The sequence below is a fragment of the Pseudomonas sp. 2FE genome (genome assembly GCF_005503735.1).
Classification (GTDB): Bacteria; Pseudomonadota; Gammaproteobacteria; order Pseudomonadales; family Pseudomonadaceae; genus Aquipseudomonas.
On sequence record NZ_SCMO01000006.1, the window covers coordinates 81,564 to 95,284 of the forward strand.

Consider the following 13,721-nt stretch of genomic DNA (forward strand, 5'->3'; position numbering starts at 1 on the left):
ACCGCCAAGCAGGCGCTTGGCTATAATCGAGCCATTCACCTTCGAAGGGACTTCGCCGTGCGCGGGCTCAGGATCGCCATAGGACTCACCGTCAGTCTGCTGCTGACTGCGCTCAATCTATTCCCGGCGCAGGCGGCCGAGCCAGGGCAATGGTCCGCACTGATCGATAGCGAAGCCGCATTGCAACTGGACGATATCCGCTCCCCGCGCTATCTCCCGCAGTTCAGCCCGATCGATCTCCAGCAGCTCTACACCCCCGGTGGGCACACGGCGTTGTGGCTGCACTACCGTCTGCCGGCCAGTGAGCGGGAGCAACTGCTGCGGGTCTTCGCCCCGTACCTGGACTTCCTCGACCTGTACGTGCTGCAGGGCGATGAACTGGTCGCCAGCACCCGCACCGGCAGCCGCCTCCCCTTTGCCAGCCGCCCGCTGCCCAGCCGTGATTTCCTCCTGCCGCTGCCGGTGGCCAAGGAGCCGCTGGATCTCTACCTGCGCCTGGCCTCGGCCCATGCTCTGCGCCCGAGCATCAGCCTCGAGTCGGCCGCCGCGCTGGCCGCCAACGACACCCGCCCATTGCTCTATGGCCTGCTGCTCGGCGCCTTTGGCATGTTGCTGCTCTACAACCTGGTGCGTTTTGCCTACGCCCGCATCCGCAGCAGCCTGTGGCTAGCGGCCACCCAAGTCTGCTTGCTGGTAACCAGCCTGAGTCTGCTGGGGATCAGCAGCCCTTGGTTGGCTGACTGGCAGACCACCCAGCCACAGATCGCCAATCTGGCGATGCTGCTGGCGATGCTGTGTGGCCTGGCCTTCACCGTTAGTTTTTTCCGCAAGGTCTGTCCGGGCACTTCGCTACGGCGCGTGCTGATCGGCGAAGGCGTGCTGATCGGCCTGACCGGCATCGTGCTGCTGATCGCCAGTAATCTGCAGCTCAGCCAACTGGTGTATGTGCTTGCCGCCGTGACCAGCCTGAGCATCTTGGTCGTTGCCGCCTTTCACTGGCAGCACGGCTATCCGCCGGCACGGCTGTTCACCCTGGCCTTGCTGGTGTTTAGCCTGGCATTTATCGGTGCCCTGCCGGCGCTGTTCGGCTACTGGGCGGTGCCGTCCGACTGGCTGGCTTTCGGCCTGCTGAGCGTGGCCGCCCTCAGCGGCTTCATGCTGAGCATCGCACTCAGCGAGCGCCAGCGACGAATCATTCAGGACGACTTCAGCGTCAGCCGGGAGCTCGCCGCCAGCTCCGCCGAGCTGAAGGCCAAAGCCGAATTCCTCGCCAAGATCAGCCACGAAATCCGCACGCCGATGAACGGCGTGCTGGGCATGACCGAATTGCTCCTCGGCACTCCGCTCTCGGCCAAGCAACGCGACTATGTGCAGACCATTCACAGCGCCGGCAATGAGCTGCTGACGCTGATCAACGAGATCCTCGACATTTCCAAACTGGAGTCCGGGCAGATCGAACTGGATGACGTGCAGTTCGACCTGAATGCGCTGATCGATGATTGCCTGGACATCTTCCGCGCCAAAGCCGAACAGCAGAAAGTCGAGCTGATCGGCTTTATCCAGCCGCAAGTACCCCGGGTGATCAGCGGCGACCCGACGCGCCTGCGCCAGACCTTGCTCAGCCTGCTGGACAACGCCTTCAAGCAAACCGACGAAGGCGAGATTCTCTTGGTGGTCGCGCTGGACACCAGCGCCGCTGCCCCGCGTCTGCGAATTGCCGTGCAGGACAGCGGCCGCCCACTGGAAAGCAGCGAACGCGACGCCTTGCTCAACGCCGAACTGCACAGCAAAGACTTCCTCGCCGCCACCAAGCTCGGCGGTCGCCTCGGCCTGATCATCGCCCGCCAGCTGGTGCATCTGATGAGCGGCGCATTCGGCATCCAGTGTGGTGGCAACCAGGGCAACACCCTGTGGCTCACCCTGCCACTGGATGCCGAGCGCTTGGAACAACCCACCGCCGACCTCGACGGCACCTTGCAAGGCGCGCGCTTGCTGGTGGTCGATGACAACGACACCTGCCGCAAGGTCCTGGTGCAGCAGTGCAGCGCCTGGGGCCTGACGGTCAGCGCGGTGCCTTCCGGCAAAGAGGCCCTGGCCCTGCTACGGACCAAGGCGCACATCCGCGAATACTTCGATGCGGTGCTGCTCGACCAGGACATGCCCGGCATGAGCGGTATGCAGTTGGCGGCGAAGATCAAGGAAGACCCCAGCCTCAACCACGACATCCTGCTGATCATGCTCACCGGCATCAGTAGCGCGCCGAGCAAAATCATCGCCCGCAACTCCGGGATCAAACGCATCCTGGCCAAGCCGGTAGCCGGCTACACGCTGAAGACCACGCTCGCCGACGAACTGGCGCAGCGCACACAGGGTGGAACCATGCGCTGGGTGCCACCCCTGGTGAGTGCGCCGCTGACTGTGCCCAGCGACTTCCGCATCCTGGTCGCCGAAGACAACAGCATCTCCACCAAGGTGATCCGCGGCATGCTCGGCAAACTCAACCTGCAACCGGACACCGCCAGCAATGGCGAGGAAGCACTGAGCGCGATGAAAGCCCAACAATACGATCTGGTGCTGATGGACTGCGAGATGCCGGTACTCGATGGTTTTTCCGCCACCCAGCAACTACGCGCCTGGGAAGCCGCAGAGCGGCGCAGCCGCACCCCGGTGGTGGCCCTCACCGCGCATATCCTCGCCGAACATAAAGAGCGCGCCCGCCTGGTCGGCATGGACGGGCATATGGCCAAGCCGGTGGAACTGTCGCAATTGCGTGACCTGATCGAACACTGGGTCGCCGAACGCGAACTGCGCCGCCTGCGCGAAGCTGACGACGCCCCTCCTGAGCCCTCTGTGAATGGCGTCGGTTGACGCTACGCGGCCCACGCCTGGCGCGGGTCCCACCTCCAACGATGAGCCACGCCCATGCTGTCCGAGCTGTTCAGCCTGTACTTGAAGATGCTGGTGCTCTATGGGCCCTTCTTCGTCCTCTCCTGCTTTATCAGCCTGACCCGCGGCTACACGGTGAAGGAGCGCAAGAAGCTGGCCTGGAAGGTCGCCGGCGGCGTGGTGATCGCCAGCCTGTTGTTGTACCTGTTCGGCCAGAGCATCTTCACCGTGTTCGGCATCACCATCGACGCCTTCCGCATCGGCGCCGGCAGCGTGCTGTTCATTTCCGCGCTGGGCATGGCGCAGGGCAGCCCCGTGGTGCAGAGCGACAACCTGCAGCAGGACGTCACCATAGTGCCGCTGACCATCCCGCTGACAGTGGGCCCCGGCACCATCGGGGCGATGCTGGTGATGGGCGCCGGCCAACCGCATTGGGACGATAAGCTGGTGGCCGTGCTGGGGATTGTGCTGGCCAGCTTGACGGTCGGCGTCGTGCTCTACCTCTCCGACCGATTCGAGCGCCTGCTCGGCGAGCAAGGCTTGCAGATTGTCAGCCGGCTGATGGGCTTGTTCGTCTGCGCCCTGGCGGCGCAAATCATCTTCACCGGGGTGAAGAACTACCTGGTGCCGTAGGCCGGGTTAGGCGCGCCCCAGCTCGTAGCCATGCGGCAATCTACGACGCGCCGTAACCCGGCGATACACTCGCGCCAATGCCATCGCAATGCCGGGTTACGTGCTTTCAGGCTGCGATTAATTAACCGTCCCGTCCCCTTCATCGCCAAGCCGTAACCTTCTACAGCATCGCCCTGCCCTCTCGCGGTAAACTGCGCGGCTGTCTTTAACCGGAACACATCATGAATAACGCGCTTCCCGCTCGTGCCTGTGGCATCGATTTCGGCACGTCCAACTCCACTGTCGGCTGGCTACGCCCGGGCATGGAGTCGTTGATCGCGCTGGAAGACGACAAGATCACCCTGCCTTCGGTGGTGTTCTTCAACTTCGAGGAACGCCGCCCGGTGTATGGCCGGCTGGCCCTGCACGAGTATCTGGAAGGCTACGAAGGCCGCCTGATGCGCTCGCTGAAGAGCCTGCTGGGCTCGAAACTGCTGAAGAGCGAAACCGCCGTGCTCGGCAGTGCTTTGCCATTCAAGGACATCCTCGGCTTCTTTATCGGCGAACTGAAAAACCGTGCCGAAGCGGTTGCCGAGCGCTCGTTCGAAGAAGTGGTGCTGGGACGCCCGGTGTTTTTCGTCGACGACGACGAGAAGGCCGACCAGGAAGCCGAAGACACCCTGGTGGCCGTGGCGAAAAAACTCGGCTTCAAGGACGTCTCGTTCCAGTACGAACCGATCGCCGCCGCCTTCGATTACGAGAGCACACTCGAGCGTGAAGAGCTGGTGCTGATCGTCGACATCGGCGGCGGCACCTCGGACTTTTCCTTGATCCGCCTGGCCCCCGAGCGGCACATGCTCGCCGAGCGCCACGAAGACATATTGGCCACCGGCGGCGTGCATATCGGCGGCACCGATTTCGACAAACAGTTGAGCCTGAGCGGGGTCATGCCGCTGTTCGGCTATGGCAGCCGGATGAAGAATCAGGCCTACATGCCCACCAGCCATCACCTCAATCTGGTCACCTGGCACACCATCAACGCGGTCTATTCGCAGCAGGCGCAGACCGCGTTGCGCAACATGCGTTACGACGCGCTGGACACCCCCGGCTTTGACCGTTTCTTCAAGTTGATCGAGCAGCGCGCCGGGCATTGGCTGGCGATGCAGATCGAACAAACCAAGATCGAGCTGACCGAAGTCGAGCGGTGCACCGTGCTGCTCGACCGGATCGAGCCAGGCCTGTCGGTCGAGTTGGATCGTGCCGGCTTCGACGAGTCCATCGCCAGTTTGCTGGAGCGCGTTAGCGGCAGCGTCACGCAGTTGCTCGGCGCTGCCAACGTCAGCGCCGAACAGATCGACACGGTGTTTTTCACCGGTGGCTCCAGCGCCATTCCGGCCCTGCGCCAGAGCATCAATGCGCTGCTACCCAACGCCCGGCATGCCGAGGGCAATACCTTCGGTAGCATCGGCAGCGGGTTGGCCATCGAGGCGAAGAAGCGTTACGGCTGATTCGTTTACCTAGATTGGAATCAAACGACTTCCAGCACCTCAAATTCCTGCCGCTGCTTGGCCACGCTGATGTCCACCAGCGCGCCCTGCGCCTTACCCAGCAGGCTCTGGCCCATGGGTGAGCGCGGGGTGATGACCATGACTTCCTGGCCGGCATCCATGACCTTCAAACCGGCGGCATCCGGGCCGAGAAACAGCAAACGTTGCGCGCCACTTTCCAGCTCGAGCAGCACCAGCGCGGTCAGTTGAATACCGCGCGACGGCTCGAAGGCCCGCAGCAGCAACTGCCGATAAGCCGTTAATGCCTGCTCTATTTCGGCCACCCGCTTCGCTTGGCCGTGCGCCAAATAGCCGGCCTCCAAACCGAGGGTGTCATATTTGTTTTCGGCAATATTCTCCTCATGGGTTGCCGCCTCGTAGGCGGTTTGCAACGCGCCCTGCGCGACCTGCAAGTCGGCTACGAGCTTGTCGATAATCAGCTGATGGATACGTTGTTTATTCATGGTTCCGGCTGTGTGAACGCGTAGCGAGCGAAGGTTAGACAAGGCAAAAACAGGCGAGGAAGCGGAGTTTACAAGTAGTAGATGAGCATTACTCGTTTCACTCGCCCTTCGGGCCGTCCTGCGGACGTTCTTCCGCAAGCGGTCGTTTGAGCCCGATTTCAACGCGGCATGGCCGACGCGCAGCAGATCATGAACAGATTCCTAAGGATGCTCAGCGGGCACCAGGGTGATCTCGACCGGCTGACCTGGGTTGTGGATGCGCAGCCGAAATTCGTCGCGGCTCAAGTTCAAGACCTCGACTTTGTAGGGCCTGCCCTCCTCGATCAGGGTCAGCCCTGCCCCTGCGGTTTGCCAGGTACCGAAAGCCGGTTTGCTGTTAGCGGAGGCCAGCACCAACGTACCGTCCGAGAGAAAGACATAGAGCATGCCGCGCGCGACCGTGCTCGATTCGCTGACGCGCCAGACCTGATTGATAAAATTAACCTTCGCCGGCGCGGGCGGCTCGGAACACGCGCTGATAACCAGGCCCGCGATAACTGCCACAGTGATGCCACGAAGGCGCTGCATGTACATTAATTTAAGCTCCGTCTAGCGCTCGGTCTCTTTCCCACGAGCGCTGTGCCCACTAAACAAGCGCAATGCTCAAGCCATGGCAGCTCTGCCGTTCAGGCTCGCCGACCGGCAATATCCGATAGGTATAGCATTTGCGTCGAACTGCCGACATCGCCGCATCACGCCCTGGTTCCGGTTTAAGCCCGCAGAGCATTGCACCTTGCACGCCGTAGCGGGTGCGGCGAAGCCTCATGTCATCGGCGTCACGCCTACACTCAAAAGAGCCAATCCGGGCTGACGCCACGCCCCAGGCCTACCGAGCAACGCAAGCAAACGAGCCAAGTGTTTTTTGACTCCAAATCAAGCAAGCCCTACAGGCTAACCACAAGGAACGACACCATGTACCAGCAAACCCTCGCGGCTCTTTGTGTACTGGCTGCAGTGACGGGTTGCGCCAGCAAGCTGGAGAACCCGACCGATTACCTGACCTACCGCAACGAGCCGCTGGTCAAGAACGTCGAGAAGGACATGAGCAAGCAGGAGGTCCTCGGCATTGGCGGCCAACCCTCGGCGGAGATGGCGCGCACGGTGAGTCCGGGCTCCTGCAATGACTACATCCTCAACGCCGACGGCCATCGGCAACCCTATCACGTGAGCTTCGATTCGGCGGGCCGGGTGGACCACAAAGGCTTCATGAGCTGTCAGCAGATGGAAAGCAACGAGCGCGTGAAGGCGCGCCCCGTGCACGAAGGCGGCTATTAGCCAGCGCCGGCCCGCGAAGCAGCACGCGGCCGGCCTTAGATCCGCCGCGCAGCGCAAGCACCGGGCAAGCCTGCGCGGCAACTGCCATAGTGTTGGGATGGTCACCGCCACCTTTCGCTTCTACGAGGAGCTCAACGATTTCCTCCCGGCCGAGCGCCGCCGGCAGGCGTTCGCCTGTGTCTGCGCGCGGGCGGCGACCTGCAAGCATATGATCGAGGCGCTCGGGGTGCCGCATACCGAGGTCGAGTTGGTGCTGGTCAATGGCGAGTCGGTGGGCTTCGAGCGGCTGCTGGCGGACGGCGACCGGGTGGCGGTCTATCCCAAGTTCGAGACCCTGGATATCAGCTCGCTGCTCAAGGTCCGCGAGCAGCCGCTGCGGGTTTCACGCTTCGTCGCCGACGCCCACCTCGGCGCGCTGGCCCACCTGCTGCGCATGGCCGGTTTCGACACCCTCTACGACAACCATTTCCGCGACGAGCAGATCGCCGCTCTGGCCGTCGCCGAAGGGCGCATCGTGCTGACCCGCGACCGTGAACTGCTCAAGCGCCGGGTCATCAGCCACGGCTGCTATGTGCATGCGCTGAAGCCCGCGCAGCAGTTGCGCGAACTATTCGAACGGCTCGATCTGGCAGGCAGCGTGCGCCCCTTCAGCCTCTGCCTGCACTGCAACGCCCCCCTGCACAGCATCGACAAGGCGCAGATCCTCGAGCAACTGCCGCCGGCGGTACGCGAGCATTACCAGCACTTCCTGACCTGCGAGCGCTGCCGCCGGCTGTTCTGGGAAGGCTCGCACTGGCGCAGCATGCGTGCGCTGCTGCAGCCCTTGCTGGACGAGGCCTAGGCGGGCGACAGGCCCCGCTCACTCAGCCAAACGGGGTTGAACAGGCGCTGGAAGTAGAGCCCGCCGCGATCACACAGCAGGGTCACCACGGTATGCCCTGGGCCCAGCTCGTGCGCCACCCGCACGGCGGCGACCAGATTGATCCCGGAGGAGCCGCCGAGGAACAAGCCCTCCTCGCGTAGCAGGCGGTAAACCATGCTCACGCAGCTCTGGTCGTCGACCTGCACGGCGCCGTCGATCGGCGTGCCCTCCAGATTGGCGGTGATCCGCGTGGTGCCGATGCCCTCGGTGATGGAGCTGCCCTCGGCGTGCAGTTCGCCGCTCAGCACCCAGTGGTAGAGCGCACTGCCCATGGGGTCGGCGAGGACGATGCGGACCTTGGGGTCGCGTTCCTTGAGGTAGCGCGCGACGCCGGCCAGGGTGCCGCCGGTGCCGGTGGCGCAGACGAAGGCGTCCACCCGACCCTGGGTATCGCGCCAGATCTCCGGCCCGGTGGTCTCGTAGTGCGCCTGACGGTTGGCCAGGTTGTCGAACTGGTTGGCCCAAATCGCATTGGGCAACTCGGCGGCGAGGCGGCCGGCGATCTTCTGGTAGTTGTCCGGGTCCTTATAGGGTTTGGCTGGCACCGGGCGCACCTCGGCGCCGAGCGCCCGCAGCAGCTCCAGTTTCTCCGGCGACTGGTTGTCGGGAATCACGATGATGCAGCGGTAGCCGCGTGCGGCGCTGATATGGGCGAGGCCAATGCCGGTGTTGCCGGCAGTGCCCTCGACTATGGTGCCGCCGGCGCGTAGCGCGCCGCGCCGTTCGGCGTCCCGCACTATGAAGAGCGCGGCGCGGTCCTTCACCGAGCCGCCGGGGTTGAGAAATTCGGCCTTGCCGAGAATCTCGCAACCGGTCTCGGCGCTGAGCCGGCCGAGGCGGATCAGTGGGGTGTTGCCGATACTGCCGATAAAGCCTTCACGGATGTCCATGCTGCACCTCCACCTAGGGCACGGGGAAATGCCGTTTTCACTGTTTCAGTCTAGCGCTCACGTGGCGAAGGGCACGCCGAGGTTGCGCCGGCTTAGCTGCACGCCCCAGCGGCTCTGGCGCTGTTATTTCCCCGGCCGCGGGAGCTTCTGCGCTAGCGCCCGGCGAGAAGTGATTGCTCAGGGCGCATCCACGCCATTTACGCCGCGCAAACCCTCTTTGCGGCTGAGCGCCCGGGGCCTAACTCCCATTGCAGAGAGCCCAACAAAATATCAATTTAACTGATTTATTAAAGCGTATTTTTGCGATTTTTAATCAATTTAACGAGCGCAACATGGGCTCCACACCCACCAAGCATCACCTGGAGAAACCCATCATGAAACGCCATCTGATCCTGAGCCTGACCCTTTCCGTATTCGCCGCCAACACTTTCGCTCTGCCAGCCGCCCCGCTGCTGCAGCAGGAGCTAGTCAAATCCTCCACTGTCGCCGCCGATGGTGCCGAGCGTACTCCGGGGCAAAATCGCTTTCGTGTAGCCGCCGACGGCGCTGAGCGTATTCCGGGGCAAGACCGCCTCCGTGTAGCCGAAGATGGCGCTGAGCGTACTCCTGGTCAGCAGCATCTGCGGGTTGCCGAGGGTGGTTCCGACCGTCTGCTGGAACAGCGTCGTGCCGTTTAACTTGAGCGTCTGCGCCCCACTAAGAGCCCGGCCATTCGCCGGGCTTTTGCTGTTTGGCCAGCATTCGACCGGGGCTTTCCAGAGCCCCACAGAGCGCCTGCAAGCACCGTGATAGAGCCTTCCACAGCACCATTGACAGTGTCGATATGCACTATCGAGAGGCTCAACTTCTTATTCCCGGCGCAGAATTTAGTATTGCCTCCGAACCCATTACTCCCCCGCTCTTTGGAGATCAGCATGAAAACCAAATTACTGCTCAGCCTGACCCTCAGCATCCTCGCCGCCAATGCCTTCGCCTTGCCACGGGACGCGCAACCGACCTTTGAAGAAGTCAAAGACAGCCAGCAAGAAGCCCGCTCGCTAGATCGCAACCTAGCCGAAGGGGGTGCCGATCGCCTTCTGGAGCGCGTTCGTGTCGCAGCAGATGGCGCTGACCGCACGCCGGGCCAACGGCGCCTCCGCGTAGCCGCCGATGGTGCCGACCGCACCCCCGGCCAACAGCACCTGCGGGTGGCGGAAGGCGGTTCCGAGCGCGTGCTGGAACAACGCCGTGCGGGCTAATGCAACGGCTCGTCAGAATAAAAATCCCGGCCTAATGGCCGGGATTTTTATTCTGCAGGCTTAATCAATCTGCCAGCAGATTCGCGCTGAACAGAAACTGCAAACCCGCCAAGCCTTGATGGATGCCGCGCGCAACCTGATGGACAGCGGCCGCGGTTTCGGCAGTTGGAGCCTGCGTGAGGTGGCGCATAGCGCCGGCTGAGCGTTAACTCGAGATTTCCCCCGCCGTTGTCGGACTCAATGCCTGGTGGTTATCAAGTCCGCCTTGTTGCCCTCGCCCTCTCGTCACACCTTTGTCATAGTCTGAGCGCTTGCTGTGCCACGCCCGCTCCCCTCGATTGGAAAACGCCATGCTGCGCTTCGCCCGCTTTCTGCTCGCTCCGCTGCTCCTGATAGTTGCCGCTCTCGGCGTACTGGCTCTGACCAGCACGCCAACCAACACCCCGGCAGTGCTCGCTACCCTGGGTGACGAGCCACTGGTGATCGCCCATCGCGGCGGCCGCGGGCTGTGGCCGGAAAACAGCCTGTTCGCCTTTGAGCGGGCCAGCGCGTTGGGCGTCGACATGCTGGAAATGGATCTTCGGCGCAGCCGTGATGGCGAGTTGGTGGTGATCCACGACGCCAAGGTCAATCGCACCACCAATGGTTCGGGCCAGGTCGCCGAGCTCGACCTGGCCGAGCTGCAAGCACTGGACGCCGGCTACCGCTGGAGCGCCGACGGCGGCGAAAGCCATCCGTACCGCGACCAGGGCATCCGCATCCCGACCTTCGCCGAGGTGCTGGCGCACTTCCCGCAGAAGGCCAAAGTAGTCGAGATCAAGGTGCCGGATATTGGCATGGAAGCGCAGCTGTGCCAGTTGCTCGAAGCCAGCGGCCAACGTGACCGGGTGCTAGTCGGCAGCTTTTACGAGCGCAGCCTGCAAGCGTTTCGCGAAGTCTGCCCGGGCGTGGCCACCTCCGCCGGGCCGACCTCGGTGCGCCTGCTGGTCGCGTTGAATTGGATCGGTCTCGGCACGCTGCTGTCGCCGTCTTACCAGGCCCTGCAGATCCCTTTACGCAGCGGCAGCCTGGAAGTCGCCAGCAACAGCCTGTTAGACACCGCGCAGGCGCGCGGCCTCAATGTGCAGCTGTGGACCATCAACGAGCAGCCGGCGATGCGCCACCTGCTCGACATGGGCGCCCAAGGCCTGATCACCGATTACCCGGATCGCGCCCTGCAATTGCTCGGTCGCTCGACCCACGTCAGCGCGCTGAGCGCTCAATAGCGAAGCCCGCCCACGACTGGCTCACCGGCATCAACTCCAGGCTGTTGATGTTGATGTGGGCCGGTTGGTTGAGCACCCAGAAAATCGTCTCGGCAATGTCTTCCGACTGAATCGCCTCGGCGCCCGCGTAGGTTGCGTCGTACTTAGCCTGATCACCGCCGAAACGCACCAGGGAAAACTCGCTCTCGCACAGCCCCGGCTCGATATTAGTCACGCGCACGCCGGTGCCTTGCAGATCGCAGCGCAGGCTCAGCGAGAACTGCCGCACGAAAGCCTTGGTCGCGCCATACACATGGCTGCCCGGATAGGGATAACTGCCGGCAATCGAGCCCAGGTTGATGATGCCCGCGCCACGGCCATGGGCGATCAGCCGCGGCAGCAGCAGGCGGGTGCTGTACATCAGGCCCTTGATGTTGGTGTCGACCATGGTGTCCCAGTCATTCAGATCGCACTGCGGCGCCGGGTCCGTGCCCAGCGCCAGCCCGGCGTTATTGATCAGCCCACGCAGCTTGGCGAACTTCGCCGGTAAGGTGGCTATCGCCGCCTCCATCGCATGCCGGTCACGCACATCGAGTTCCAGCGGGTACACATCGGTGAGTGCCGACAACTCATCACAGAGCGCCTGCAGGCGGCTCACACGGCGGCCACTGAGCACCAGCGACCAGCCGGCCTGGGCAAAGCGCCGAGCACAGGCTTCGCCGAAGCCGGACGTGGCGCCGGTAATAAATAGGGTCGAAGTCATAGCGTTCTCCTTGATCGACTACTCGCCGCGAAACACGGCCAGGCACAACGCAGCACGTGGGTAGCGCGCAACAGCGTCGGGCTGCGCGCTCAATCAGCCATAGGGTACGCCATCGTTTTCAGCTTGGCGCGGCGGCACGCAAGCTGATCCACTCCCGCCAGCGAACATATGGTCAAAAAACGTACAGTTTTGCCGAAGCCACGCCAGGATAGGTTCAAGCCCAGCTTTACCCACCTTATCCACAGTTCGCTCCACAGGCTCCTGGGATAACTTTTCCACAGCGGCCTCAGGCTTGCGCTAAATCCTTGAAAAAGCAGCTTTATCCCTTGACTCCGAAGTGACAGACGTGCCGCCCATGGCAATTCAAGGCGCCTGATCAAATCCTGATCAATCGGCGCAAAGCCCTGCCGGCTATGGGCTCGAGACATTGCTCCCGCACTTACCCACAGGCCTACCCACAGTAGTTGGGGGCAACTCTGCAAAGTGCATCAAACGACAGTGGATAAAGTGGATAAACCGCTGCTTTAACTCTAAAAAACCCGCTGATCAAAAAATCACCAAAGCCCGCAAGAGCGCTACCGCTATGGCTGCCTGACAGCTTTACCCACCTTATCCACAGAACGCCCCACAGCTTTTGGGGAAAACTTTTGGCTATGTACTCGTTAAGTGTTGAGCTGGACTGCCGCTCTTTGTAGGAGCTAGCTCTGCTAGGTCGGCGTTGCTCTCAGGCTTTTGCGCAACAGCCAACTCAGACAGAGCCAAACTTCTGCGTTATTGCGGGGGCGACGTTTCGGTGGAAAGCTCAGTCTGAGCCCCCGCTTGCTCAAGCAAGGCGCGGGCGGCAATCAGGTCTTCCAGGGCATAACCCACCGACTTGAACAGGGTAATCTCCTCTGCGTTGTCGCGCTGCCCACGGCCTTGCAGCAGGTCACTCAGCTCGAGGTGAATGTCCGCCTCGGCAATCACGCCCTCGCCGAGCGCAAACAGCAGATCACCCGCCTCCTCCAGCGCACCTGCGCGGATGTCCACCACAATCCGCGCGCGGGCGACCGCGGCCGAATCGGTCTCACGCATGCTCGGCAGAAAGGCCCCGACCAAATCCAGGTGCGTGCCCGGTTTGAGCCAGGCGCCCAGCACCAGCGGCGTCCGCGAGTTAGTCACGCAGGTGATGCTGTCGGCCTGCTCGACACTGCGTTGCAGGTCCACCGCCGCGCTGACGGGATAACCTTCGGCAGCCAGCTTTTCGACCAGCGCCGCGACTTTTTCCGCACTGCGCCCCCAGATCTGCACCTGCTGGTAAGCGCGCACCGAGCAGTGCGCCCGCACCATATGCGCCGCCAGGGTACCGCTGCCGACGATCAACAAGCGCTGCGCATCGCGGCGCACCAGGTAGTCCGCGGCCAGTGCGGAGGTGCAAGCGGTGCGCCGCGCGGTCAGCTCCGAGGCTTCCAGCAGGGCCAGTGGCTGACCGCTGACGTCATCGAACAGGGCGAAAACTGCCGCGACCGAAGGCAGGCCGCGCGCGCCGTTGTGCGGAAACACCGTGACCAGTTTGACCCCGATACCCTGGCCGCTTTGCCAGACCGGCATGTGCAGCAAACTGGCCTCGTCAGGCAGCGCCTGACAGCCACGCACGGGCGCTGCGCAAGGCTCGGCCAAGCCTTTGCGCAAGGCTTCGATCAGCGGGGTATACGCCAACGCCGCAGCGACGTCGGCGTTGGTGAAGAAACGCAGGCTTTGCATGGAGAGTCCTCAGAACAGATCGGCTCGGTGTTCCCCCTCCCCCGGAGGAGAAGGGAGCAAAGCCGCGTAGGGTGGACATGCCGCTGAGCGGCTTGTCC

13 protein-coding genes and 1 pseudogene are annotated in these 13,721 nt (G+C 62.9%); 9 read left to right on the forward strand and 5 right to left on the reverse strand.

The window, feature by feature from the left end:
• Window positions 1–57: 57 nt before the first annotated feature.
• From FFS12_RS11990 to FFS12_RS12000, 3 genes are all read left to right on the forward strand, one after another.
• Window positions 58–2,868, forward strand: a complete 2,811-nt coding sequence (locus FFS12_RS11990) for a hybrid sensor histidine kinase/response regulator (RefSeq protein WP_137887031.1) — start codon at window positions 58–60, stop codon at window positions 2,866–2,868.
• 54 nt (window positions 2,869–2,922) lie between these two features.
• Entirely contained in the window at window positions 2,923–3,519 is a 597-nt protein-coding gene (locus FFS12_RS11995) for a MarC family protein (RefSeq protein WP_137887032.1), read from the forward strand.
• A gap of 221 nt (window positions 3,520–3,740) precedes the next feature.
• Window positions 3,741–5,006 carry an Hsp70 family protein gene (locus tag FFS12_RS12000; protein WP_137887033.1) on the forward strand — a complete coding sequence of 422 codons (1,266 nt, stop codon included), beginning with the start codon at window positions 3,741–3,743 and terminating at the stop codon, window positions 5,004–5,006.
• Between the two features lie 20 nt (window positions 5,007–5,026).
• On the opposite strand, the gene FFS12_RS12005 is transcribed toward FFS12_RS12000, so the two are convergent.
• Together FFS12_RS12005 and FFS12_RS12010 are read right to left on the reverse strand one after the other, a co-directional pair.
• Entirely contained in the window at window positions 5,027–5,509 is a 483-nt protein-coding gene (locus FFS12_RS12005) for a GreA/GreB family elongation factor (RefSeq protein WP_137887034.1), read from the reverse strand.
• A gap of 201 nt (window positions 5,510–5,710) precedes the next feature.
• Window positions 5,711–6,082 (reverse strand): hypothetical protein, encoded by a 372-nt coding sequence (locus FFS12_RS12010; RefSeq protein WP_137887035.1) that lies wholly within the window; start codon window positions 6,080–6,082, stop codon window positions 5,711–5,713.
• A gap of 378 nt (window positions 6,083–6,460) precedes the next feature.
• On the opposite strand from FFS12_RS12010, the gene osmE reads away from it, so the two are divergent.
• Both osmE and FFS12_RS12020 read left to right on the forward strand, forming a co-directional pair.
• Window positions 6,461–6,823, forward strand: a complete 363-nt coding sequence (osmE, locus tag FFS12_RS12015; protein WP_137887036.1) for an osmotically-inducible lipoprotein OsmE — start codon at window positions 6,461–6,463, stop codon at window positions 6,821–6,823.
• 97 nt (window positions 6,824–6,920) lie between these two features.
• Window positions 6,921–7,664, forward strand: coding sequence for a Mut7-C RNAse domain-containing protein (locus FFS12_RS12020; RefSeq protein WP_137887037.1), 744 nt, complete (start codon window positions 6,921–6,923; stop codon window positions 7,662–7,664).
• Here the strand turns inward: FFS12_RS12020 and FFS12_RS12025 are convergent.
• On the reverse strand, window positions 7,661–8,635 hold the full coding sequence (locus tag FFS12_RS12025) for a cysteine synthase A (RefSeq protein WP_137887038.1): 975 nt from the start codon (window positions 8,633–8,635) through the stop codon (window positions 7,661–7,663). The two genes, FFS12_RS12020 and FFS12_RS12025, sit on opposite strands and share 4 nt — an antisense overlap.
• Window positions 8,636–8,967: 332 nt before the next feature.
• Between FFS12_RS12025 and FFS12_RS12030 the strand changes: the two genes are divergently transcribed.
• From FFS12_RS12030 to FFS12_RS12045, 4 genes and pseudogenes are all read left to right on the forward strand, one after another.
• On the forward strand, window positions 8,968–9,312 hold the full coding sequence (locus FFS12_RS12030; protein WP_256657375.1) for a hypothetical protein: 345 nt from the start codon (window positions 8,968–8,970) through the stop codon (window positions 9,310–9,312).
• Window positions 9,313–9,549: 237 nt separating this feature from the next.
• A complete protein-coding gene (locus tag FFS12_RS12035; protein ID WP_137887039.1) occupies window positions 9,550–9,873 on the forward strand; it encodes a hypothetical protein in 324 nt (107 codons plus the stop codon).
• Window positions 9,874–9,991: 118 nt separating this feature from the next.
• Window positions 9,992–10,072 (forward strand): annotated as a pseudogene (locus tag FFS12_RS12040) (TetR family transcriptional regulator); the annotation flags it as partial.
• A gap of 151 nt (window positions 10,073–10,223) precedes the next feature.
• Window positions 10,224–11,138 carry a glycerophosphodiester phosphodiesterase gene (locus FFS12_RS12045; protein ID WP_137887040.1) on the forward strand — a complete coding sequence of 305 codons (915 nt, stop codon included), beginning with the start codon at window positions 10,224–10,226 and terminating at the stop codon, window positions 11,136–11,138.
• Here the strand turns inward: FFS12_RS12045 and FFS12_RS12050 are convergent.
• Together FFS12_RS12050 and FFS12_RS12055 are read right to left on the reverse strand one after the other, a co-directional pair.
• Window positions 11,116–11,880, reverse strand: coding sequence for an SDR family oxidoreductase (locus FFS12_RS12050; protein WP_137887041.1), 765 nt, complete (start codon window positions 11,878–11,880; stop codon window positions 11,116–11,118). The genes FFS12_RS12045 and FFS12_RS12050 overlap by 23 nt on opposite strands.
• A 771-nt stretch (window positions 11,881–12,651) precedes the next feature.
• Complete coding sequence (locus tag FFS12_RS12055) at window positions 12,652–13,623, reverse strand: ornithine cyclodeaminase family protein (RefSeq protein ID WP_137887042.1); 972 nt, start codon at window positions 13,621–13,623, stop codon at window positions 12,652–12,654.
• Window positions 13,624–13,721 lie beyond the last annotated feature (98 nt).